Origin of the sequence: Limnohabitans sp. Rim8 (assembly GCF_943326455.1) — a bacterium.
In the GTDB taxonomy this organism is placed as follows: domain Bacteria; phylum Pseudomonadota; class Gammaproteobacteria; order Burkholderiales; family Burkholderiaceae_C; genus Limnohabitans_A.
This window is the reverse complement of sequence record NZ_CALPTI020000017.1, coordinates 24,204-51,042: the sequence shown is the minus strand read 5'-3', so window position 1 is coordinate 51,042 and position 26,839 is coordinate 24,204. Positions and strand designations below refer to the sequence as shown.

General features: G+C 60.6%; 5 protein-coding genes. 3 read left to right on the top strand and 2 right to left on the bottom strand.

Annotation, left to right across the window (positions count from 1 at the left end; all coding sequences use genetic code 11):
* The first annotated feature begins 1 nt into the window (after position 1).
* Positions 2-21,556 (top strand): YDG domain-containing protein, encoded by a 21,555-nt coding sequence (locus tag Q1M54_RS11745; protein ID WP_300557394.1) that lies wholly within the window; start codon positions 2-4, stop codon positions 21,554-21,556.
* A gap of 47 nt (positions 21,557-21,603) precedes the next feature.
* Here Q1M54_RS11745 and Q1M54_RS11740 read toward each other — a convergent pair whose 3' ends face one another.
* The gene (locus Q1M54_RS11740) at positions 21,604-22,314 is read right to left on the bottom strand and encodes a response regulator transcription factor (protein WP_300557392.1); all 711 of its coding nucleotides are present in this window, start codon (positions 22,312-22,314) and stop codon (positions 21,604-21,606) included.
* Positions 22,315-22,370: 56 nt separating this feature from the next.
* Positions 22,371-24,239, bottom strand: a complete 1,869-nt coding sequence (locus Q1M54_RS11735) for an ATP-binding protein (protein ID WP_300557390.1) — start codon at positions 24,237-24,239, stop codon at positions 22,371-22,373.
* 255 nt (positions 24,240-24,494) lie between these two features.
* Here Q1M54_RS11735 and Q1M54_RS11730 point away from each other — a divergent pair, with 255 nt between their 5' ends.
* Positions 24,495-26,039 carry a TolC family protein gene (locus Q1M54_RS11730; protein ID WP_300557388.1) on the top strand — a complete coding sequence of 515 codons (1,545 nt, stop codon included), beginning with the start codon at positions 24,495-24,497 and terminating at the stop codon, positions 26,037-26,039.
* Complete coding sequence (locus Q1M54_RS11725) at positions 26,039-26,839, top strand: efflux RND transporter periplasmic adaptor subunit (RefSeq protein ID WP_300557386.1); 801 nt, start codon at positions 26,039-26,041, stop codon at positions 26,837-26,839. The genes Q1M54_RS11730 and Q1M54_RS11725 overlap by 1 nt, the downstream gene beginning before the upstream one ends.

The following is a 26,839-nucleotide window of genomic DNA, read 5'->3' as shown; positions in this document are numbered from 1 at the left end:
CATGAATACCTGTCTCAACCGTTTTTTCCGTGTCATTTGGTGCAAAGTGCGCCTGACTTGGGTGGCCGTGAGCGAAGCGGTCAGCGGACAAGGCAAGGAGCGCTCCAGTGCCCGTCGCACCCAGCGTGCAGGTGCACCGACCGAGGCTGTGGCATCAGAAAACACCAAGGCCCTGTGGCAAGGCGACCACATCCGCTTGGTACCCGTGGCGCGCCTGCAAGAGGCCGTGCCCACACCGTTCAGCCCCATGGCGGCGCTGCACAACCTGAGCGACATCGACGGCCCCCGCGCGTTGATGACCACCGCACTGCTGACCACGGGCGGTTGGGCGGCGGCGCAGCCTGTGCCCACAGCCCTGCCCACCGGCGGACAACTGAGCGCCGGCCAAGCCAACATCCACACCTCGGGTGCCCACATGGTCATCCAGCAAGGCACGGACCGCGCGGCGATCAATTGGCAAACTTTCAACGTGGGCAAAGACGCGCACGTTCAGTTTCAGCAACCCGGGGCCAGCAGCGTCACGCTCAACCGTGTCATGGCCAACGACCCGAGTCAAATTTTTGGCCGCATCTCGGCCAACGGCCAGGTCATCTTGACCAACCCTGCCGGGGTTTACTTTGGCAAAGATGCCCGGGTCGATGTGGGCGGTATCGTGGCCACCACGCACGGCATCAGCAACGCCGACTTCATGGCCGGTAAAAACCGGTATGAACGCAACGGCAGCAAAGGCAGTGTCGTCAACGAAGGCGAAATCAAAGCCGCCTTGGGGGGCTACATCGCCTTGCTCGCGCCCGAAGTGCGCAACCAAGGCGCCATCATTGCCCAAATGGGCACGGTGGCCTTGGCCGCAGGCGAAGCGATTGACCTGCACTTTGACAGCAACAACCGCCTGACCAGCATCCGTGTGGAGCCCAGCCAAATCCAGGCCTTGGTCGACAACCAGCGGGCCGTGAAGGCCCCGGGCGGCCTGATCATTTTGAGCGCGCAATCCATGGACCGCCTGATTGGCGGCGTGGTCAAAAACAGCGGCACCGTCGAAGCCAGTGGTCTGCAAAAGCAAGGCGGCCGGATCGTTTTGTCCGCCAGCAAAAAAGTCGACAACACCGGTGCGGTGCAAGCCAACGCCTCAGTGGGCGCGACCGCTGCCGAATCCGGCCCTGCAGGCAGCATCGAGATCACAGCCCCCGAAGTCATCAACAGCGGCACCTTGAGCGCCAGTGCCGTCAGCACGTCCAGCACGTCCAGCACGTCCAGCACGTCTGGTACCACAAGCAACAGTTCAACTGCCAACAGCGGCACAGCCACGTCCGAAGCAGCCCTCAGTGCAGGCAGCATCCAAATTCAAGCCACCCAATTCACGCAAACCGACACCGGCCGCATCGATCTGAGCGGCACGCAAAAAGGCGGCCAGCTGAACATCAAGGCCACAGGCAAGGTTCAGTTGCAAGGGCAGATTGACGTCTCGGCCAAGGCCGAAGCACCTGCGCCTGCCGCCAGTGCCAGCCCTGCCACCAGCCCAGCCCCGGTGGCTGTGCCCACCCAAGGCGGTGACATCGATGTGCAAGCCGGTGGTGACATCGAGTTGAACAACGCCAGCCTGGATGCCAGTGGCGGCCAGGGTGGCCGCATCGCTTTGCGTGCAGCGGCTGACGTTCAGCCGGACCAACCCCAACCCCAGCCTTTGCCCGATGCGCCAGGCCAAGGTCGTTTGGCCATGATGGGCAACAGCACCCTGAGCGTGCGCGGCCGCCAAAGCCAAGGCGGTACGGCGCACGTGTTGGGCGACCACCTCGAGTTGCTGGACCAAAGCAAAATTGTCGCCTCGGGCGTCACCGGCGGCGGCACGGTGCTGGTGGGCGGCGATTGGCAAGGGCGCAACGGCGTTTACCAAGCCACCACCGTCACCATGACCGAAGGCGCCAGCATCGACGCCAGCGCCACACAGCAGGGCGACGGCGGCAAGGTGGTGCTCTGGAGCGATGCACACCGCCAGGGCACCGTGACCCGCTGTGCCGGGACGATCACCGCGCGTGGCGGCGACCTGGGCGGCGCCGGTGGCCAGGTCGAGACCTCGGGCTACCAATTGATGGTGGAAGGTGGATCGGTCAATGCCGGTGCCAACCAAGGCCGCAGCGGTTTGTGGTACCTGGACCCCACAGACAGCACCATCACCCAGGCCGTGGCCGACAGCTACCGCACCACGCTCAACACCGGCACCGATGTGCTCAATGAGGTCACCGGCACCATCACCTGGAACGCGGGTGTCACACTGAACAAGACCGCCGGTGGCGATGCCACACTGACCTTGCGAACGGGGCACATCACCAATAGCAACATCACCCTCAACAGTCCCACCATCACCTCCAGTTCAGGCGCCTTGAACCTGGTGCTGTGGACCCGTTACAACACCGAAGGCAATGCCGGCGCGATCAGCATCACCGGCGGCACCATCAACACCAACGGCGGCCACGTCTGGATGGGTGGCGGCAACGCCGACACCTCTGCCTGGAATGGCTTGACCGTCGGCCGCGATACAGCGGCCACCTGGAGCGCCAACGTTCAGGGCATCTACATCGGCAACACCAGCATCAGCACCGGCGCGGGCAGCATCAAGATGGGCGGCCTGAGCTTTGACACCGGTGTCGGCAATGGCACCACCAACTTCGGCGTTTGGGTCGACCGGGGCAGCAGTCTGCAAACCACCACCGGCAGCCTGACGATCGGGGGCGCCCTCAAGGGGAAATATGTCCTTGGCATTGGCGCCTTGATCGGCAACACGTCCACTGCCGGCAACGTGACCCTGCAGACGGGCAGTGGTGCCATGAACATCACCGGCACCGGTGACGACAGTGCCGCGGGGACCTCCACCGGTTGGCGCCTTGGCCTCTTGGTCGGCGGGACTGCTGCCAATGGTGACGTGACCATCAAGAGCAATTCGGGAGCGATCTCACTGTATGGCAGCGCGGCCTTCAACTTCAGTAACAACGACGTCAGCGGTCTGCAGTTCCAGAACAACAACACCACCAACAGCCTTCAGGTGGTGTCGCAGTCCGGGGCCATCAGCCTGCAGGGCGTCACCAGCAATGCGGCCAATGGGCAATACAACAACGCCCTCCGCTTCACGCCGGGCAACGTGGCCAACAGCATCCGCATCGGCTTTGACGGCACCAACGCCTACAGCGGCAACATCCTCATTGAAGGCAACTCGATCCTTCAGCGCAGCAACCTGAGCACCTCAGGCGGCATCCGCATCCAGTCCAACGGCACCCTGACCATCCAATCGGCCGGCAGCAGCTTCACCCATCTGCGCGCGGGTGACAGCGGAACCTTGAGCTTTGACGACGACTGGAACTTTGGCACCACGCTCAGTGGATTTGCCCTCGGTAAGAGCACCAACAACCTCGACTTGTCCTTGGGCAATGCGCTGACTGTGGCAGGCCCAGTCAGCTTCTATGGTGGCAATATCTGGTTGAGCAGAGGTGTCACCGTGACGGCGGCCAATGCGGCCTTGCTCTTCAAGGCGACGGGCCGCATCGAAACCGACGCCTCGCTGACTTTTCAGACCCACAACGGCAATATCACCTTCTGGACGGATTCGGACGGGGCGGCCAGTGCCAACGGTGACTACATCGGCCTCCAGTCGGGCGTGGTGCTCAATTCGGCCAATGGCCTGACCAACCAGAGCACCGGCGGCGGCACCATCACCCTGGCTGGCGGTACTGCCAGCAGTGGCGGCTTGCCCACGGGCTATGCCTTCTCCAACCGCACTGCGGCCTGGGGCACGCTCGCGCCCAGCGGCGTGCAGTTGGGTGCGTGGGTCTGGAACGCCAACAACACCACTTATGCCAACGACATCAAGATGTACAGCGGCGGCGGTGACATCACCATCAAAGGCAAAACGGCCAATACTGCGCCAGGCATTTCCTGGTACTCCGGTGCATCTGGCAGCCAGGTCATCAACGCAGGTTCCGGTGTCATCACGCTGGACGGACAAAGTTCCACCAGCCACGGCATTGAACTGAACTACTACGGGTCGACAGTCAGTCCCGTGTTGCAGTCGAGCAGCAATGCCACGACCGCCATCTCGATCACGGGCGTGACCACCTTCACGTCTCCGGCTGCCGGCTACCAAGGCACCGCCACGCTGGTTGCCACTGGCACGGGCGGCATCAGCGTCAGCGGTACCTCCGCAGCATCTGGTTACTTCGGTTTCAACGCTGGCAACTTCAAAGCTTTTGCTGCCAGTGGCGCAATCAGCTTGACCGGCGTGAACGCCAACAATGCCAGCGGGGGCCTGAACCTCAGCGGCGCCCTGGGCAATGGCGGTGGCATCACCGGCAGCACCAGCAACATCACCCTCACCGGCAACTCGGTCAATCTGGCCGCAGCCACGACCCTCAGCACTGCCGGCACGGTCACCATCGCGCCTTCTGGCAACGACTTCACGTCGATCTTCACGCTGCAAAACGTCACTTTTTCTGGCAACGAGACCGGGCTGACGATTGGCAAAAGCGCCACCGGTTCAGATGGCACCAGTGATGCCGGTGTCACCATCAACAGCGCCATTGGCATTGCAGGTCCCATTGCCATTTATGGCAAAGAGCTCTGGGTCAACAGGGCCCTGAGCACCACCGCGGCCAATGCGCATGTCCTGCTCAAGAGCTCGGGTTTCGTCTGGCTCAACGACGCCACTGCCGATGTCACCACCAACGGCGGCAATGTCATTGTGTGGTCCAACACCACCGACCGGACCAATACGGCGATCAACAACGAGATTGGCCTGCGCGACGGCGTGAGCATCACCACCAACGGCGGGCGCATTGTGCTGGCCGGTGGTCTGGACACCAACAGCGACGGCATTCCCGACGGTTATGCCTACCGGGGCGTGGTCGACGCCAACCAGATGGGCGGCATTTCGATCGGTACTGGCGGTTTGGCAGGTACTTTGGGCATCACCCTGTCTTCGGGTGGCGGTGACATCCTCATGCGTGGTCGCACATGGCTGGCATCTGGCACCAATTATTCGGGCATCCTGAGTCAAGGGCGTTTTGCCATCAACAGCGGCACCGGTACGGTCGAAATTGTGGGCGAAAGCAACTCCTCGCACGGTATCGAGTTCGCCTGGGGCGTCCCTGCCAACTACGCCATCACCTCGTCCAGCACCAGCACCACCAGACCTGCGATCAACATCACCGGCACCACCTCCGCGGGCTATGCCGGCTTGATCCTGGATGCGCAAGATAATGGCAATGTGCTGATCCAGTCTTTGGGCGCCAGCGGCGGCGGTGTCACACTCTCTGGCACAGCCGCTACCGTCAATGGACAAGGCGTGGTCACGACCAACAGCACGGCTTATGTCCTTTCTAGGGCCGGCAACATTTCAATCTCTGGTGATGGTGGAAGCTCGACAGGCAGAGATGTCGTTTTTGTGGGCACCACCCACATCGGAAGTTTTGGCGGCGCGGGCACCCCTTCGGTCAACGGCGTGGCCGTGGGCGTGACCAGCAGCACCGCCAATGTCTCGGTGTTGTCCGATTCCATCAACTTTGGCGCGGGTTCGGCGATCCGTGCCACAGGCGATGTCTCGCTGACCTCGGTCGCCAACAGCTTCAATGCGGCCACCAGCTTGCCCGGCATCACCGTGGCGCCCAACACCCTGACCCTTGGCAAAAACACCAACACCGCGAATCTGACTTTGTTGGGTCCAGTGGTCACCAACCAGTCTTTGGCCCTGTACGGTGGCAGCATCACCGTGGGCGGCAACATCACCACCCCGGGCGATGTGACGGTGATTGCCCAAAACGGCGGCAACATCAATTGGGGCAGCAGCACCGCCAGCGCCAGCCTGAATTACACCGGCACTGGCACCGCCAACGTGCTGCTGCGCACTGCGTCCGGTGGCAACATCGTCATCGATGCGCCCAGCACCTCCAACCGCAGCCAGTTCCTGGCCGGCAGCGGCAAGCTCAACATGGTGCTCTGGACGCGCTTCAACAGCCAGACCCAGGCTGGCACGATCGCCATCAACGATGCCGCCATCACCACCAACGGCGGTCATGTCTGGATGGGCGGCGGCAACCAGGCCGCCAGCACCTGGAACGGCTTGACCGTCGGCCAGGGCGATGCGGCCACCTGGTCGGGCAACACCATCGCGCTGCATGTGGCCAACACCAACATCAGCACCGGCGGCGGCAATGTGTCCCTCAGCGGCTTGGGCTGGCACACCGGCGGCAGCTGGGTGGCCTACAGCGGGGGCATCAAACTCGACAAGTCGACCATCACCACCGGCGCGGGCAAGATCGACCTGACCGGCAAGGTCTGGGGCAAGAACTACAACGGCGGCTATGGCCTGGACCTGAGCGGGGGCCAACTGGTCAGCACCACTGGCGCCATCACCCTGCGCGGCGAGGTCACGTCGACCGACCCGGTGGGGCTCGATGGCAGCCAGCGCGTATTTGGCACCTACATCCACGACCAGTCGTTGGTCCACAGCACCAGTGGCGCCATCAACATTTATGGTGTCAGCACCGCCAACGCTTGGTTAAGCACAGGTCTGTGGTTCGGCACCAATGCCCACTCTACGGATGGCAATGTCAGCAATTCCGCCAGTGTGGCCAATGGCTTCAGCTCGGCCATCGTCAGCGACAGTGGCTCGGTCTTGCTCGACGGCCGTGTCTCGGCCACACGCAGCGATGGCTGGACGCACGCGGTGGTTTTCCTCTCACGAGCTTCCGACCGCAGCCTGATCAAGACCAACACCGGCAACATCACGATCAAAGGCGACGCCAACACCCCCAAGGACGATTCCACCGGCTTGGTGATGCAGATCGAAAGCGCCAGCTCGGGGTTCAGCTTCCTGTCCACCAGCGGCGACATTTACATGCAGGCCTTCCAGCAGGCACGCAGCACCGCCACCTACAACAACGCCATCCGTTTTGGCCCAGGCGCGTCTTCGGGCAGCATCCGCATCGGCGCAGCCACCGACAATGCTGCCAGCTACACCGGTCGCATCACTGTGGAGGGCGACTCCATCCTGAACGCCGACGCCGGTGTGACGGGTGCCGTCAAGGCCTATGGCACCAATGCCGTGAGTTTCAGCTCCAGCAGCGCCACTTCGACCAAGAACTTCACGCTGGGCAACATGTGGGACCTGGGCACCCAGCACAGCAGCATCAGCATCGGCAAGCTGACCGAAACCAAAAACATCATTCTGGAGGCCGACCTGTTTGCGGCCGGTCCCATCACCGTTTATGGCGGCGACATCACCTTGCGCCGCGACCTGACCAGCACACTGCTCAACGCGCCCATCTCGCTGATCGCACGCGGCTCCATCTACGGTGACACACGCCCCAAGACCATCAGCACCAACGCAGGCGAGGTGACTCTGGCCGCCGACAGCGACGGCAATGGCTTTGGTGGCATCGACATTTACCAGGGCTTGAAGATCGATACACGCCGGCACATTTTCAGTGTCAGCGGTTACGCCGGTCGCACCACCACGGCGGCGGGTAACCTCAAATTCGTGACCACGGCTGCGGCCATCGATGCTGACTGGAAGGGAGGCAGCCCTTATGAGGCAGCCATCGGCGTGGACAACTTCACCGTGACCTACAGCCACACCTTCGTGGCACCCACCACCGGTGCCTACACTTTCTACAGCACCACCGACGATGGCGCCCGCTTGACCATCAATGGCGCGCCGGTCACCGGCATCAATGATTTGGCCGGCAACAACGCCTCCCGAACGGGCACGGTTAACTTGACCGCAGGCCAAAGCTACGATCTCCGCCTTGATGTCAGCGAAGGTGGTGGCTGGGCAGCGGCCAAGCTCGAGTGGGCCTCCACCGCTGCCAATATCCCCCGGCAGGTGTTCACGGGCACCAGCAACAACACCATGACCGGCGGCGCCAAGATCACCATGGGTGGGGGTAATTCCGCCGGCACGGGCTACGCATCGGGTGTGGGCAGCGGTCGGGCCGAAGGCATTCGTGTGGACCAAGGCCTGACCTTGTATTCGGGCGGTAAAGACATCTCCCTCAAAGGCCGCAGTTGGGCCGGTGCTTCAGCCAATGGCATGGGCGCCTGGGGCGTGGGCATTTGGGAAGGTCCATTCACCGCCGACGCGGGTGTGGGCAAAATTTACATCGAGGGCATTTCCCGAGACACAGGCTCTGGCTCGATCAAAGCGGGCGTCATGACCAACAATGCGGTGGACATCCGTTCGGCCTTTGCCGGTGCAGACGCCATCACCATCAAAGGCAGCAACACCACCACCGGCGGTGGGTGGAACCATGGCATCGACCTGGGCGGTACCACAGATGGCGGCAGCTGGAACGGCTATCAAAAGCTCATCGCCAGTGGTGCGGGTGGCGGCATCACGCTCGATGGTTACGGCAACGAGTGGGCGGTGCTGATCCGCAACGGCACGGACCTCATCACCAACGGCGGGCCTTTGAACCTGCTGGGCTCCACCAGACAAGGGGGAGAGGGTGCCCGATTGTTCTTGCGCCAGTCTCATTTCCAGTGGTGGGGCAGTTCCCCAACTTACACCGGTCTTTCGGCCGACACCGACCTGACCATTCGTTTTGATACGTACAACTTTGGGGGCGTCAACCCCAAGATCGCCACCAGTGGCGATGTGCTGTGGGTGCCGTTCTCCAATTCGTTTGGTCAAAACGTGTTCACCCAGTGGTTCAACTGGAACCAAAACGGCAAGACCATGGCCAGCCTGACGATCGGCAAACCCAGCAACACAGGGGCAGCGGTCAACCTGGACGGCAACGCCAACGTGGTCGGCATCAACATGAACGTGGCCGGCCCCATCACGGCTTACGGCAGCTCGGTCAACGTCAGCCAGCCCCTGACCGTCACGGGCAGTGGCGACATCTTCATGCAGGGCTTCAGCAACGGGGCGGATGGCATCAACATCAATTCGCCCATCAGCAAAACCGGCGGCGGCGATGCCACACTCACGCTCAAGTCCAACAATCGGCTGACCACCATCGCCAACATCACGGCCAGTGGTGCCAACACCGGCAAGCTCAACATGGTCTTCTGGTCGGACGCCGATGGCACCCGCAACGGTGGCGTGAGCTTCTTCAACAACCCCACCATGACCACCAAAGGCGGTCACATCTGGATGGGCGGCAACGGTGGCGCAGCGGCCAATGCCAGCACCACCTGGAACGGCTTGACGGTGGGTGCCGGTGCCTCGGTGGGCTCTTACAGCGCCAACTGGAACGGCATGGACCTGCAAGGCACGTTCAATACCGGCGGCGGTGACTTTTATGCCGCGGGCAAGACCTATGTCGTGAGCAACGCCAGCTGGGACATCAACGCCACCGGCGGCTCCATTGCCGTAAATGCCGGCAGCGGCAACGTGACCTTTGTGGGCAACCGCATCGACTTTGGTGGTGTTTACACCCCCGGCACCACCACCACGGTGAACACCACGGGGGTGTTCACCGCGCGGCCGTTTGACGACAGCTTTGGCTACACCTTCAACCTGCAAGGCGCCATGAGCGGCGCCCATTGGGTGGGTGCCAGCACAGCCGGTGTGACCGGTTCGCGCAACCTGATCCTCCAGAACGTGGCCAACCTGGGTGGCCTGGTGATCGGTAAGGACACCAACACCAGTTTGGTCTCGGTCAACAGCGGCATGAGCATGGCGGGCGACATCAGCATTTACGGTGGACAAATCCGTAACCAAAACAACGCCAGCCTGACCACCACGACCGGTAACTTGTTGCTGGACGCGGACCTGGACCGCGGTCTCAACTTTGACGGCGCGGGCATCTTGTGGACCAGCGGCTTGAATGCCTCGTCCACAGCGACAGGCAAAGGCAATGTGACCTTGCTGGCGCGAGGCGGCTCCAAACCCACGGTGGGATCGAACGTCAACGATGGCATTTTGCTGTCGGGCTCGGCAGCGGGCATCAATGCGGGCGGCGACGTGGTGGTGCAAGGTTGGGCACAAACCAACGGCAACCTCGGCATTCAAATCACAGGCGGCAACAGCCTGATCGCCGGGCGCTCCATGTCGCTGGACGGTCGCAACCTGACCACCATCAATTCGGGCAATTTGTTTGGCTTGTTTGTGGGCAACAACGCCGTGCTGCGCGCCGGTGGCGCCCTGACCATGACGGCTAAAGCGGGTGCGAGTGCGACACGGGCCATGGTGATTTTCCCGGGCTCGAGCATCTCCACCACCGGCACCAGCGGCAACTCGGCCATTACCTTGCAAGCGCTGGACGGCGGCACCATTGGCAGCAGCGACGGCAACACAGGCTCGGCCTCGCCGGCCACCACCATCACGGCGGGTGCAGGCTCTGGCATCACCTTGCGCGCGGATGCGCTGGAGTTCATTCACACACGTCCTTTGACCCTGAACACCACAGGCACGTTGACCATCGAACCAAGCGGCAGCCGGTTTGCCGGCAACTTCAACTGGGATGGTGCCCTGACGGGCAACCACTTGGTGGGCCTGCAAAGCATGGCCAACATCACCGTCAACAACGTGGCCAATTTGGGTGGTCTGACGCTGGGCAAGGCGGGCAACACCAGCAACATCGGTATCTTTGCGCCCACCACGGTCAAAGGGACGATCGCCTTGATGGGGCATGCTGTTGCCATCAACGAATCCCTGACCGCAGCAGGCAACGCCACGGTCGCCAACAACCGCATCGTGGTCACCGCCACGGGCGAGGTGACCCAAAGTGCCGATGGCGAATTGGTGGCCAATGGCCTGGGCCTGTTGGGCACGGGTCGCTTCACACTGACCAATGCCAACAACAATGTGGCCGTGCTGGCCGCAGGCACTGCGGACACCCGCGTGCGCAGCTTGAGCTATGTGGACGCCAATGGCGTCACCATCGGCACGGTCAACCCGACCGGCGTCAACGCCTCGGGCCGCATCCTGATCGAGACCGTCACCGGCGACATCACCCTCAGTGAAAACATCGACACCACCAGCACCGCCATCGATGCGGTCACGCTGAACGCCGGCAAAGGCAAAGCGGTGGCCGAAGGCGCAGCCTTTTACGACGGCAGTGGCGGCAACATCACACTGGCCACAGGCAAAACGATTGCGGTTGGCACAGGGGGACGCGCCACCTTGTACACCGGCAGCGTCTCGGGCAGCACAGGGCTGACGGCCCTGGTTGGCAGCGGCAGCGGGCGATTCCGCTATGCCAGCGATGAAGTGACCACCGGCTACCTGACGCCCTTGGGCACAGGCTTGCACGCCATTTACCGCGAACGCCCAACCATCACCTTGAGTGGCACAGCCGAGAGCCAAACCTATGGCGAGGCTTTTGTACTCGACCTGAGTGCGACCAACCTGATGAACGGTGACACCCGTGCGTTGGCTGTTTCCAATGCGCCCTCCATCACCCTCAAACAAGGGGGCTCTGTGGTGGCGCGCAATGCCACCGGCCACTTCAATGTGGGCACCTACACCATGGAGATGGACACCAACGCCACCAGTGGTTTGGGTTATGCCATCGCCTATGGCCAAACTTCGCAAGCCACCGTGACGCCGCGTGCGCTCACAGTCACCGCCAACCAAGATGGCAAATTCCTGGGTCAGGCCGATGCCACGGGCTATGCCGGTGCCAGCTACAGTGGTTTTGCACGCGGTGAAACGGCGACCACAGCGGGGGTCTTGGGCGGCAGCTTGTCGATTGCACGCAGCACCAACGGCCCTGACGGGGCCACCGGCACAGACCCCCAATCGTTGGGTGTGTACACCGAGGCTTTGACCGCCTCGGGCGTGACAGCGGCCAACTACAGCATCACCTATGCCAAGGGCAACTATTTCATCGTGGACGACAGCACCCTGCTGGTGAAGGTGGGCAGTGCCAGTGGTGTCTACGGCAATGCGCCTGTTTACGACGTCACGCAAGTCAGTTATTTGGTGACAGGTCAATCCGGTGTGACGCAACTGGTGCAGGGCGCTTCTGAGTTGTCATGGAACTCGATTGCCGATGCCACCAAGAACATTGGCTTCACTTTGAACCCCAAGGCCAACAACACCAATGCGGGTGTCCGTGGCATTGACGGTGTGTTGGGTTCCAACACATTGGTCGGCGCCAGTTCGCTGAACAAGGTCTTGGTGACCGGATCTGTCAACATTGCGCAGCGCACCTTGACCTTGTCGGGCACCAAAGTCTACGACGGCACGACGCAAATCAAAGACCAATTGGTCTTGGGCAACAAGGTGGGCAGTGATGTCGTGACCGTGGCCTCGGCCAACGTGAACGATGCCAACGTGAGCACCGCCAACAAATTTGTGGACACCTTGACATTGGGCGGCGCTGCCGCTGCCAATTACCAAGCACCGGATTTGTTGGTTCGCAGCGCCGACAACCAATTTGACATCACGGCCCGTTCCTTGACGGCTTCTGCCAGCAAGGTGTACGACGGCACCACGGCCATTGCGGCCAGCAACGTGGTTTTGGGCAACTTGGTCGCAGGCGAAGGATTGACGGTGGTCAGCGCGACGGCCAACAACGCGCGCGTGGCCACCGCCAGCAAATTCCTGAGCACCTTGGTCTTGGCTGACGGTGCCAACAATGCGGGTTTGCTCAGCAATTACAGCTTGCCGAGCACGGCTTCCAGTTCGGATGGCAACACCGTGACCATCACGCCAAAGTCCGTGACCGTTTCAGTGACAGGATCGCTCAACACCACCAAGGTTTACAACGGTGACACGGCTGCAGCAGGCAACTTCAGCGCCACATTTGCAACCGATGGCTTGTTGACCAGTGAATCGGCTGCAGTGACATTTTCATCGGCTGCTTACAACAGCAAAAATGTCGTGGATGCCAATCAAATTTCGCTCAGTGGCGTCAGCTTGGGCACGATCAGCGGTGGGACTTCCGGGTCGCAAGCGTCAGACTATGCGCTGGACATCACTTCGGCGTTCGTCAGCGGCAGAATCACGCCCCGCACCGTCAGTGCTGCCTCCAGCGCAGCGCCGACCAAGGTTTACGATGGCACCACCAGTGTTTCTGGCGCGTCTATCGCATTGGCCGCATCCACTGCCACCACAGGCAAAGTGGGCAGTGACGATGTGGGCATTATGGGTGTTGGTGGCAACTTCTCCAGCGCGGATGCTGGCACCGGACGTACTTACACCCTGGCTGAAGTCAGCCTGACGGGCGCTGACAGCGCCAACTACGCGTTGGCCACTGGCACCATCAGCGGCAACGACGGCACCATCACGCCCCGTCCGCTGACGATCTCTGCCACCAAGGTGTATGACGGCACCACCGGTCTGACCGATGTGGCGCTTGGCAATCTGGTCCAGGGCGAGTACCTCAATTTCAGCGCGCTCACCAGCAGTTCTGCACGCGTGGCGGGCAACAAACACGTGGCCACCATCACGCTGAGCAATGTGCTCGATGGCAGCACCGTGGTGTACAAAACCAGCAACTACAGCTTGCCAGGCAGCAACACCGCGGTCACTTCGGGCTCGGCCCGCAGCTTGAGCGCAAATGCCAACAACACCGTCACCATCACGCCAGCGCCCTTGACGGTTAGCCTGACAGACACCTCGGTGAGCAAGGTCTACGACGGCCTGGCCACGCACAACAGCTTCACACCCGCTTATGTGCTGGACGGCTTTGTGGACGGTGACACAGCCGCCGCAGTGACGCAGACCGGACGTCAATTCAACTCGGCCACAGTGGCAGGCGCCTCGACTTTCACGATTTCAGGCATCTCCTTGACATCGGTGACCGGCAACAAGGGCTCGGTGGCCAGCGACTACGCACTGAGCGCGACCACCCTCAACTTGGCGGGCGGTATCACCCAACGACAAGTCGCCGTGGACGTGAACGCCGGCGTGCGCAAGGTGTACGACACCACCACCGGCTTCAACAACCTGAACGTCAGTTTGGGACAAGTGCGCGACGACGCCAACGCCGTGATTGCCGGGACTGGACTGATCACGGGCGATGTGGTCACCGTGAGCGCCGGAGGTGGCGGTTTTGACGACAAGAACGCGGGCACAGGCAAGAGCTACACCCTGACAGGCCTGAGCCTGGGCGGCGCCGACGCGGGCAATTACCAATTGGCCAGTGGCGACAGCATCAGTGGCATCAACGGCATCATCGACGCCAAGACCATTGGCATCACGGGCATGACCGTGACCAACAAGGCCTATGACGCCACCACCACCGCCGCCTATTCAGGCACGGCAGCCCTGCTGCCGCCCGTGGCTGCAGGTGCCAACACCGCCAACGACGGCAAGGTTTACACCGGTGACACCGTGACCCTGGATGGCAGCATCACATCGGGGGTGTTCAACAGCGCCAATGTGGTGGGTGCGAGCTTCGTCACCTTCAGTGGTTTGTCTTTGGCCGGAGTCGATGCCGGCAACTACACCTTGCAGGCACGCGCCAGCGCCAGCATCACGCCCAAGTTCGTGACGGTCACTCCTGTGATTGCCAGCAAGACCTATGACGGCACCACGGCAGTGACCGTCAACTCTGCCACCTTGAACGGCATGGTCGGCACGCAAAACTTCACGGTGGGCGGCACCGGCGTTCTCAGCAGCGCCGACGCCGGCTCGCGCACGGCGGCCCTGAGCTACACCTACACCTTGCCCGTCAATGGCGCCGACTTCAGCAACTACGACCTGCCGCTGAACGGCACCTTTGGCGTGACGGTGCAGCAAAAAGCCTTGACCGTCACCGGTGCCACGGGCATCAGCAAAACCTATGATGCCAGCAGCGGCATGGCTTCTGGCGTGCTCGGCTACACCGGCACCCCCCTTTCCGGCGTGATCGCGGCCGACGCGGCCAATGTGACCCTCGCCGGCGGTGTGGCCTTTGCCAGCGCCAACGTGCTGCGCGATGCCTCTGGTGTGGTGCAGTCGCAGGCCATCCAGCAGGGCACCCTGGCCCTGTCGGGCACGCGGGCCAGCAACTACAGCCTCAGCTGGACCAACGGCAGTGGCACGCTCAACCCGATCACGCTGACGCTTTCGTCACCCACCACGGTGAACAACAAGGTCTATGACGGCAACACCATCGCCGCCATCAACTCGGCTGGCACTGTGACCGGCTACTTGGGCACCCAGACCCTGAGCGTCACACCCGTAGCTCAGTTCTCGAATGCCAATGCGGGCAGCAACAAGGCTTACACCGTCAGCTACCAACTGGCCGACGGCACCGAAGGAGGCAAAGCCACCAACTACAGCTTGCCCAACGTGACCGTGGCCACGGGCACCAGCACCGCAGCCATCACCGCCAAGGTGCTGAGCTTGACGGGCTTGGTGGTGAGTGACAAGGTTTATGACGGCACAACGGCCGCCACCCTTGCCAGCAGCGGCACCTTGTCGGGCCTGGTAGGTACTGAAACCCTGACCTTGGGCGGCTCTGCGACCCCCAGTTTTTCTGACAAGCACGCGGGCTTGAACAAAACGGTGAACATCACCGGTTTGGGCTTGACCAACGGCACAGGCTTGGCCAGCAACTACAGCTTGGGCGTGTCCGGCACCTTGACCACTACCGCTACGATCACGCCCAAGGCGTTGACCATCTCGGGCATCACGGTCAGCAACAAGGTGTACGACGCGACAAGAGCGACCACCATCAGTGTGGCTGGCGTGAGCAGCGCACTTCAAAGCGGTGGCATGATTTCTGGCGATGTGATCACTGTGAGCGCCACTGGTCTGTTTGACACCAAGAACGTGGGCTCCGGAAAAATCGTGACGCTGACCGAAACCATCAGCGGCACGGATGCAGGCAACTACACCATCACCCCGCAAGGTACAAGCACGGCCAACATCACACCGGCGCCCTTGACCTTGGCAGGTGCCAGCGGCATCACCAAAACATACGATGGCAACACCAGCTTGCCCACAGGCAGCGCCGGTTTCGGCAGTCTGGGTGGCATATTGGGCACGGACACGGTGACCGTTGCCGGCACCCCCGTGTTTGCCAGCGCCAACGTGGCCCGCGTGGGCAATGTGGTGAGTGGTGCTGTCACCGCGCAAGATATCAACCAAGGTACCGTCCTTTTGGCCGGTGCCGACGCAGGCAACTACAGCCTCACCTGGACCGCTGGTGGCGGCACGATCAACCCTGCCAGTTTGACGATTCGTGCCAACGACGATGCCAAGTTCGTGATCGCATCTGATCCAACTTTCACCATGAGCTACAGCGGCTTTGTGAACGGTGAGTCGACCAGCGCATTGGCTACCGCTGCGACGGTTTCACGTACGGGTACCGGCGAGAACGCAGGGTCTTACGCTGGTGGCCTGACCGTCACTGGTGGTACAGCCAACAACTACACCATCACCCGAGTGGCGGGCGATTTCACCATCGTGCCTGCCGATCAGTTGTTGGTGAAAGTTGCGCCCACAAGCGCCACCTATGGCGCAGCGGCGGGATACAACGTCTCCAGCGCAAAGTACCTGTTGTCGGCAGTAGGCACGGGTACCGTGACAGCCAGCGGGACAACCCTCAAGGGCACGGGTACCAGTTTCACCACCCAATTGCAGGTGGGTGACGTGATCAAAGTCGGATCGGAATACCGCAGCGTTGCCAGCATCACAGACAACACAACTCTTACTTTGGGTTCAGCGCTGACTGCTTCTGCAACAGCCTTTGACTTCAGTCGTGAGCGTATTTTGACCGCAACCGGTGCGGGCTCAATCAGCAGCACCACCACCAGCATCACGGGAACAGGCACGAGTTTCACGAACGACTTGCGTGTGGGTGACTTGATCAAGGTGGGATCGGAATACCGAACCGTCTCAGCCATCGGCAGTTCCACGACTTTGACACTGGACAGCGCTTTGACCAGCAACGTGACGGGTGCCAATTACACCTTCAGCCGCAGTGCAACAAGTGCCAGTGGCACCATCAGCACCTCGGGCGTCGACGTGACCGGTACCGGCACCAGTTTTAACACGCAGTTCCGCGTGGGCGATGTGATCAAAGTTGGCGCTGAGTACCGTTCTGTAGCCGCGATCACAGACGGCACTAGACTAACTTTGAACGCAGCGCTTGCATCTAACGTGTCGGGTGTTTCGTTCGCTATCGCGCCGAATTTGGCGATCGCCAGTGGCTCCGTCAGCATGAACGACGGTGCCGGCACCACGGCCAGTTTCTCACTGTCACCACTCAACCTCAATGCTGGAACAGGAACCATCGGCACCAGCAGCACAACGCTGGCAGGTGTGGGGAGCAGCTTCAGCTCTCAGTTGCGTGTGGGTGATGTGATCAAAGTGGGGTCTGAATACCGATCCGTCGCCGCTATCGCTAGCGATACAAGCCTGACTTTGGACAGCGCTTTTAACAGCAACATTGCTGCAGGCACTGCGCTGTCTTTTAGCCGACCTCAGGTGAGCACTGCAGGTGCGACCAAGGTCGGGGCCTATCAACTCGGCGGGGTGAACTTCAGCCGTACCGGCACCAACTTCAATGCCTTGAATTTGGTGGGTGCATTGACGGTCTCTCAAAAGGCGCTCACTTTGACAGCGGCTGATGTCAATACCGGAGCCAAGACCAAAGTCTACGATGGCAACACTTCGATGACGGGTCTGAGCCTGACTTCCAGCGGAGTGGTGTCTTCAAGCGCATCACCGCCCGTGAGCGACATCCTCACCATCAGTGGCAGCGGTGCTTTTGTCGACAAAAATGCCACCGTTACCGCCAACAAGAGCTATACCATCAGCGGTATCGCGCTCAGCGGCACAGATGTGGGTAACTACTACCTGACCTCCAATACGGTCTCGGGCAGCGATGGTCAGATCACACCGCGAGCCTTGGGTGTCACCTATACCGGTGTGAGCAAGACCTACAACGCGTCGTCTGAGGCCACGGTGACAACTTCCGATGATCGCATCGCGGGTGATAACCTGGGTATTTCTCGCACTGCGCATTTCCAGAACAACGCTTCTGGCACCAGTGTGAACGATAAAAACGTTGGCACTGGCAAGAGCATTGATGTCACCAGTGTTTCATTGACCGGGACCGACGCGGCCAACTACAGCGTCGCCAGCACCGGCACCGCCACGGTGGCCAACATCACACCAGCGCCGCTGCATATTTCAGGCTTTACCGCCAGCGACAAGGTCTACAACGGCAGCAATGCCGCAACCTTGACACGGCCCACCATCGGTGCGGCGATGGGCTTGTTGTCGAATGGTGGCACGGCTGATCAAGTCAGCTTCAACACCTCCAGTGCGACCTTTGCGGATGCCAATGCGGGCTTGGGGAAGACAGTCAATATCTCCGCTGCATTCACAGGTGCGGATGCCGGTAACTACAACATCACTTACCAGCCCACGACCACAGCTACTATCACGCAGCGTCCCGTGACTGTGTCGGCTGCAGGCGGTGTGAACAAGAACTACGACGGCACAACGTCCATGAACAATGTGTCGCTGGGCATGTCGATTGACGGTCAGGGCGGTGCAGCGGCCAACACCGGCGTCATTGCCGCGCACGTCACCAGTGGGATCGTCAACAGCGGTGACTTGTCGGTCAGTGGCGTGGGTGCTTTTGGCTCTTCCAACGTGAGTCGCGATGGCAGCGGCAATGTGCTGTCCAATGTGAACTACACATTGAGCAACCTGCGTTTGACTGGCGCGCAGGCCGGCAACTATGTCATCAGCGGTGGATCCACCAGCGTGAGTGCCAGCAACGGAAGAATCGACCCTGTCGCGTTGACCCTCACGGCCAGCAACCAGAGCATGGACTTTGGCTCGGTCTTGCAACTGGGAACCAGTGCGTTCACAGCCACTGGGCTGTTGGGCACTGACGCGGTGACGGGCGTGACCTTGCAGGTGGACGGCAATGCCACCGTTCCAGCTACCAAGGCGCCAGGCTCCTACGCCATCGTCCCAACGGCTGCGTTGGGCTCGGGCCTGGGCAACTACACCCTGTCTTACGCCAACGGCACGCTGGCGGTCTCGCAGTCGATTTTGGTGGTCGCACCGGTCAACCGCACCCGCGTCTACGGCACTGCCAACCCGGTGTTCACGCAAGAGGTCACGGGCTTCCTGACCGGGGACAGCTTGAGCAACGCCGTCACTGGCACGCTGGGCCTGGGCATCAGCACGACCAACAACCTCACGGGTGTGGGAAGCTACGTCATCACCGCCAACACGGGCGGTTTGACATCGACCAAGTACAGCTTCTCGGGCGTCAATGGCACCTTGACCATCACGCCGCGTTACCTGGACTTGACCATTGCCGGTGCCAGCAGGGTGTATGACGGCAGCGCTACGGCCGCTGTGGCTGTGAGCTATGTCAACCCCGTCGCCGACGACATGCGGGTGCAGGTCAATGCTGTGTTGGACAGCAAGAACGTGGGCACGGGTAAAGCCGTGACCGTCAACAGCGTGAGCCTGACCGGCACCTCGGCCGCCAACTACGTGCTCAATACCTTCACGTCTGCGACCACCGGCACGGTGACCCAGCTGCCTTCGGCCACCTGGGTGGGAGGCGCAAGCGGCGATTGGTTCAACCCGGTCAACTGGGTGGCTACTGGCCAGAGCCAGACAGGGGCTATTCCGGACAGAGCCAACGTGGCGGCCGTGGTGCTGCCGACGGGCTCGACCGTGAACTTTGACACCGGCCGCGCCACGGGCAGCGCACTGACCGATCCTGTCACCGTAGCGTCCCTGCAGGGCGGCGGTGGTCTGCAAATGACCAAAGGCTTGCTCACCCTCACCGGCAACGGCGCACTTCGAGGCTATCAGCAAACAGGCGGTTCTCTGCGTGTGAACGGCGACCTGACGGTGAGCACTCAGGCAGGTGTATCACAAACGGCGGGGCAGTTGCGCGTCGACGGTAACTTGTCGTGGCGTGCGGATAACGTGCAAAACCAGGATGCCAACCTGGTTGGCACCAACACCTGGGGCGGTGTGACCAGCTTCACGGGCATGAACAGCGGCTCTTGGCGCAACCTGAATTTGGTCACGGTCAGCAACCTCAACCTTGGTGATGTCACGGCCACAGGCAAACTCGATGCCAAGTCTGACCAGAACCTGTTCCTCAGCGGCAACATTCAGGTCTCCAGCCTGAGCCTGAAGGCCGTGTCTGGAAGCATCACGCAAACAGGTGGTGCACTGACGGTGACTGCCGGGCCGACTGACCTCATGGCCAGCGACGACATCCAGCTGGATGCGTCGGGCAACGACTTTGCGGGCACGGTCAACGCCACGGGTGGCAACATCACGCTGGTGGACGGTGTGGGCGGTTTGACGCTGGGCAACATTGATGCCAGCGGCACGCTCAACGCCAGCAGCACCGATGGCAACATCACGCAAGCGGCCAATACCACCATCACGGTGGACGGTGCGACGACGCTGAGCGCCAGCGATGTGGTCAACGGTGTGGTGACACCGGCCAACATCACGCTCGGCGGCGCGGCCAACGACTTTGCGGGCACGGTCAACGTGCTGGGCGCCAACGACGTCACACTGAACGACACGAACAACTTAACGCTGGGCAATGTGACGACCACGGGTAACCTGGACGCGACAGCGGACAGCGGCATCACGCTGACCGGCACGGTAAGCGTTGCCAATTTGACCCTGGAGGCCACGGATGGCGCGATCCTGCAAAGCGGTGGCGCCCTGACGGTCTCTGGCTTGACCAACCTCGGTGCAGGCGCTGACATTCAACTGGCCAGTGCAGGTAACGACTTCATGGGCTTGGTGAATGCGCAAGCGCAAAACGTCTCGATCAAGGACAGCAATGCACTGAGCTTGGGAACTGTCACGGCCCAAGGCAATTTGGCTTTGGCCAGTACGGGTCATTTGAACTTGGGCAATACCCAAGTTGCTGGCGTCTTGGATGCCCAAAGTGGGGGCGGGAACATCACCCAAAGCGGTTCATTGCTGGTCAAGGGTGTTGCCAACTTGACGGCCGGTGACGGCGAGGTCATTTTGACCCACCCGGATAACAGGATGTTCATGGGCACGACGGTGCTGGCCAGCCGTTACGTCATTGAAGGCGATGCGGTCAAAGAAGCCATGGTGTTGTCAACCAAGTCTTCGGGTGGATCAACCGCAGTGCCATCACCTGGCACCGCACTGAGCAATGCCAATACCCCTGTGCCCTTGGTGGTGACCTCGGCAGTGGTGGCCTTTGGTGTGGGCGGTACATCGGTGGCTGCAGCTCCTGCAGCTCCTGCAGCTGCTGTTACTGATTCATCCTCGTCCTCCACTTCTGCGGGGGGCTCTGCATCAGTGGGTGGGGGCACCAGTGCGGGGGTGATGGTCGATGTGAACAGCTCGGCCACCACAGCATCCTCATTGATCGCGGCGGTCACCTTGCCTCGGGGCATGGCCACGGCGGGGACGGGCTTTAGCTTCGAGTTGCCAGCGTCTGTTCGCGAAATGGCCCAGCAAGCGCCTGAAGTGCTGGCCAGTTTGCCGGACGGATCGCCACTGCCCACATGGTTGAAGCTCGATGTCGCTGCTTTGCGCTTTGACGCTTCGGCTGTGCCTGATGGTGCATTCCCCATGCAAGTGGTGATGGTGCTGGGGCCTCAACGTGTGCTGGTGGTGATCTCCGAGAGAACAGAGTGAACCCGATGGCCGTGACGCCGCAAGGTGTCACGGCCGGCTGCGAAGTCTCAGGTCAGCTGGATTTCGCAGCTGAGGCTGTACCCAAACGAGCGCAAGGTCTGGATCGCGTTTGCAGGGGCACCGCATGCGGTGAGTTTTTTGCGCAGTGCGCTGATGCGCATTTCCAAATTGGCGGGTAACAGGCCTTTGTCCTTGCTGTCCACCAGTTGCATGGCTTGCCAGCGCTCCAGTTTTTGTCCAGCGGCCCTGCTCAGCGCTGCCAGGAGCTGGGTTTCAGCAAAGGTCAGTGATACCCGTCCCTGCGGCCCCGTCAGGGAGAGGGTTTGACGGTCAAGTACCAAGCCAGTTTGGCGTGCGGGTGCAGCTTGTTTCAGGCGTCGCCCCAGGTTATTCAAACAAGCCAATAGTTCAGATTTTTCGACGGGTTTGATCAGGTAATTGTCGGCACCGCAATCCCAGCCAGTTAACCGGTCACTGAGCTGGGAGCGAGCGGTCAGCATCACGATGCCGGTTCTAGGTTGGCTTTTTCGAATGCGGGCGGACAAGCTGAAACCGTCCTCGCCTGGCAGGTTGACGTCAATCAGGTACAAATCAGGCAGGTCGCGTGTAGGGGTGTCGTCCACATCTTCTGCACAAACCACCCCGGTGACCTGGTGGCCTTGCTGAATCAAGAAGTCAACGGTGGCCTCTCGCAAACTGTCGTTGTCTTCGACCACCATTATTTGAAGCAAAGGCGATGGCGTCATGGTGTGGAGCATTTGATAAATTGATAAAACCGATAGATCATAAAAATTCAAACGTCCGGTTTTACAAATCAACCCAAATGGGATTCAGGACTGACGGGCGTGGCGTTGATTGCTTCTAAAGGGATGCGAACAACAAAACGGATGCACCCGTCTTGGGGCTCGTAGTCGACATGGCCACCCAGGACCTGGGCAAGTTGGCGCTCCAAAAACAAGCCGAGTCCCGTTCCGGCTTGACGACGCGCGTGGGGGCTTCGGTAATACTTTTCAAACAGTTTGTCGGCTTCGGGCCAGCCCGAAGGGCCCGGCGGGTTGATGACTTCTATGAGCGCAATGGGCGGTATGGCGGTTGGCGGGACATGCGCTGTCACCCTGATGGCTTCGTTGGGGGCGCCGTATTTGCAGGCGTTTTCAATCAAGTTGTGCAGGATGATGAAAACCAGTTGGGAATCTGAATCTGCCTTGATGGGGCCATGGGCTTGCAGCTCGATGCGTTGGGCTTGCGTGCAGGCTGCGATGGCCTGGTCCAAGGTGTTGACCAAGTCCAAAGGCGCAGTTCGGGCCACCAACCTGCGGTCGCCAAATTGTGTAATTTGTAAACAACGTTCGATCACGTTGTTCATTTCACGGATGGCTTGCCTGATTTGGGGGCTGCCGCTGGCACTGGCATCCAGCCTCATGGTCATGGTCGCCAGCGGAGTTTTGAGCTCATGGGCCAGCATGGTGAGCAACTTTTCTTGTTCCTCCAGCATTCGCCTGTCTTGCTGCGATTGCAGCAATGAACGCTCAAATGCAAGGGCGGTTTGGCTCTGATTGCGTTTGATGACATGGGCACGGTACTGCAGCATCAGCAGGATCAAAAAGGCAGTCAGCAAGCCGTGCGCCTGCACAATGTAAAGCCCGATTTCGGTGCCCGAGACCCAGCCCAGGGCGGGCAAAGCGGCGACCAATAAAAAGCTGGTCATGGTGATGTAAAACCCAACGACCACCGGTTTGGACAGCGCCGGGTGTTCGGGGGTGGCTTGATCCCAGCCCTTGCACAGCAAAACGGAGAGCAAAAAAAACAGGGGGGTCAACAAGACTTCGTGCATGTTGATCTGCAGCGCCAAGGTGGGCCAGCCCAGGGCCAAGATGAGCAGCTTGACCGGGAGCAGGGCCAACAATGCCCAGAGCAATCGCCTAAGCCAGACAGGTGGCTTGAAATCCCGGATCAGCAGCACATGGAAAAAAACGGCGGTGCTCACGGCCATGATGCTGAAAATGCTGGTCAGCTGGTTGAGCAGCGAAGCCGGCCATGGGTCTGGCCAAAAGGCCCGCAGGTGCCCCAGTGAGGCGGTGGCAAAGAGCAAAGCAAACACTTGTTTGAGGCCAAAAGCACCGATCAAGGCCTCGCGACCGAAAACCCAATAGACCAGCCCCCAGACCGCCAGCAGGGCCACCAAACCCAAATAACCCGCAAAGACCAGCGATTGCTTCAGGATGCGCCCCGACAGGTCCTCGACGTTGAACACACCGACTTCGATTTGCCGTGTGCTGGTCGAGGCCAATCTCAACCAAATGTCACGAGATTGCTCGCCACGGGCAATGGGCAGCATCATGTCCAAGCCCCGAAAAGTTTGATGGCCTGGGTGCTGCAAGTCGCCGATTTGGCCCGCCAAACCGTTCGGTGCCAGGGGGTCATAAACCTGTATGTCATCCAAATACACCGGGCGGATGCGCATCACCAGACGATCGGGGTCTTGTTGAGAAGGCGAAGTTTTGAAAGGGTCAATGCGCAGCTTGAGCCAAATGGCCGAGTGACCAAAACCTCGGCTGAGCATGCCGCTGAAAGGCTCAAGTGGAAGCGTTTGTACCTCTTCCCAGCTCAGCTGCGCGCTGGGATCGTCCAGCCAGGCCCGCTGACTGACGTGGTCTCTGGCCAGCACATGGCCCGACAGCATGAATAAGCAAAAAAAACTCAATATCCAGCGAAAAACAAAATTAATGAACGCATTTTTTTTGAGATCAGCTGGGGGTGTTGGGTTAACCATGAATGGGCACAGAGATAAATTCGAGTTTTGTTTTTATTGAATTTGTTTGGATTTATTTAGATTAGCTACAGTTAAATGTTTTATCGTACTTTTATCAAATTTACCATGTGAGTTACTGCGAAGGTAAAAAGCCTGAACCAGTCCACAAAAATAGGAAAAATCCCCATGCACACGCCCACCCTTACCCCCCAATTCCACCGTCCACTTCGCCTGAGCCTGCTTGCATTGGCCTGCGCGGCGGCAGTGGGCTGTGCCAGCGTGCAGCCTGTGGCCGTGGCACCCCAAGAAATGGCCTCGCAAATCCAAAAAGACGGGGAAAGCATTCGCAAAGATGTGGCGCCGTTGAATGGCCCTTTGACCCTGGAAGAGGCTTTGGCGCGTGCCCTGAAATACAACCTGGACCGCCGCTCGCGCATGATGGAAGAGGCCTTGGCCCGGGGGCAGATGGATGTCAGCAAGTTCGACATGCTGCCCAAAATCATGGCCCAGGCGGGTTACACCGAGCGTGACAGTGCCCGCTTCACTTACAGCAGCACATTCCCATCAGAAACACCTGACCGCTCACGTGCTCCGGCGACCACCTCGGCACGCAGCTTTTCGACCAATGACCTGGGTTTGACCTGGAGCATGTTGGACCTGGGCCTGGGTTATTACGGCGCCAAGCAGCAGGCCGACCGGTTTTTGATTGCCGGCGAAAAGCGCCGTAAAGCCATGCACTTGCTGATGCAAGACGTGCGCACCGCCTACTGGCGTGCCGCCAGCGCCCAGTTGCTCAAAGCCGATGTGCAAAAAACCATCGCCTTGGCCGAAGAAGCCCTGACCGATTCGCGCAAAGCCTCGGGTGAGCGCGTGCGCAACCCGCTGGAGCCCCTACGCTACCAGCGCCAGTTGCTGGAAAACCTGCGCTTGCTGGAAAACATCAACCAAGAGTTGTCGTCTGCGCAAGTGGACTTGGCCGCGCTCATCAATGCCCCTGCGGGTCAGGGCATTCAGATTGCCACCACCGACCTGAAAAACATCGATGACGAAGTGACCAAAGTGGCGGTGGACAAGCTGGAAGAAGTGGCCCTGCTCAACAACCCCGATTTGCGCGAGCAACACTACAACAGCCGCATTGCCCGAGAAGAAACACGCCGCACCATCTTGCGCATGTTCCCCAACTTGAGCTTCAACTACGGCGCCAAGTACAACACCGACAGCTACCTGATGAGCAACAACTGGAACGAAGCCGGTGTGCAGTTGTCCTTCAACTTGATGAACCTGTTGACGGCCGGCACGCAGATGAAGCTGTCCGAAGCCGGTGTGGCCCTGGCCGACCAACGCCGTGTGGCCACCCAGGCGGCCGTGTTGACCCAGGTGCACTTGTCGCGCTTGCAGGTGATCAATGCGCGCAGCCAGTTTGATCGGGCCGATGCCATCTATGACACCGACAACAAAATTGCCCAAATCATGCGCACACGCCAGTCGGTGCAGGCCCAAAGCAAGTTGGATGTGGTCACCACCGAGACCGCGTCCATCTTGAGCCTGTTGCGCCGCTACCAGGCATTGGCTCAGGTGCAAGTGGCAGAAAACCGCATGCTGGCCACCTTGGGTCTGGAGCCCCAAATTGGCAGCACGCATGAATTGCCCCTGAATGAGCTGACCGAGCAGATCACGCGTTCCAAGGCGCCATGGCAGCAAATCGCCCAAGGCACCAAGGCGGGCAAGTGATGCGCTCAGCTGCAGTGGGCCTGCTGGGCTTGAGTTTGGCTTGGGCGCATGCCCAAGTGGCGCCCCCCCCGGCGCCTGCCACTGCGCTTGCGGCTCGGGCCGCGGCCCCGGTGACGGCCCCGCTCGTGGTTCGCCAGGAGATCCGCGCGCAATTGATGCCGCGCCGTTACACGACCATCGCTGCCGAAATCGGTGCCAAGGTATCGGCCATTGGGGTTTCCGAGGGTGGCGTGTTCAAGGCTGGGCAGATGCTGGTGGAGTTTGACTGCTCATTGCAAAAAGCCCAATTGGACAAAGCCCAAGCGGAGCTGGAGGGGGCTGCGCAGACCTTGCAAGCGAACTTGCGGCTGGAGCAACTCAACGTGGTGGGCCAGTTGGAGCTGGATCTGTCCAAGTCGGCGGCCAACAAAGCCAAAGCCGAACTGGGTGCGCACCAAGCGGTGCTGGACAAGTGCCAAGTGAGCGCACCGTTTGCGGGCCGTGTGGCCGAACAAAGGGTGCGCGAGCAGCAATATGTGCAGCCGGGCCAGGCCATGCTGGACATCTTGGACGACAGCGTGCTGGAGCTGGAATTTTTGGTGCCCTCCGTTTGGCTGCAGTGGCTGCGGGTGGGCAGAGCATTTCAAGTGCAAATCGATGAAACCCGCAAGAGCTATCCGGCCCGTTTTACGCGCATTGCAGCGCGTGTGGACCCGGTCAGCCAGACGGTGAAAGTGGCCGCCACCATCAGTGGCCGCCACCCCGAATTGATGGCCGGCATGAGTGGCAAGGCGCTGCTCAACCCGCCCGAAGGAAAGTGA

Bases quoted from the DNA above. Each gene is read 5' to 3' on its own strand.
- Q1M54_RS11725 (WP_300557386.1), top strand. From the start codon at position 26,039: ATGCGCTCAGCTGCAGTGGGCCTGCTGGGCTTGAGTTTGGCTTGGGCG.
- Q1M54_RS11730 (WP_300557388.1), top strand. From the start codon at position 24,495: ATGCACACGCCCACCCTTACCCCCCAATTCCACCGTCCACTTCGCCTG.
- Q1M54_RS11745 (WP_300557394.1), top strand. From the start codon at position 2: ATGAATACCTGTCTCAACCGTTTTTTCCGTGTCATTTGGTGCAAAGTG.
- Q1M54_RS11735 (WP_300557390.1), bottom strand. From the start codon at position 24,239: ATGCTGTCGGGCCATGTGCTGGCCAGAGACCACGTCAGTCAGCGGGCC.
- Q1M54_RS11740 (WP_300557392.1), bottom strand. From the start codon at position 22,314: ATGCTCCACACCATGACGCCATCGCCTTTGCTTCAAATAATGGTGGTC.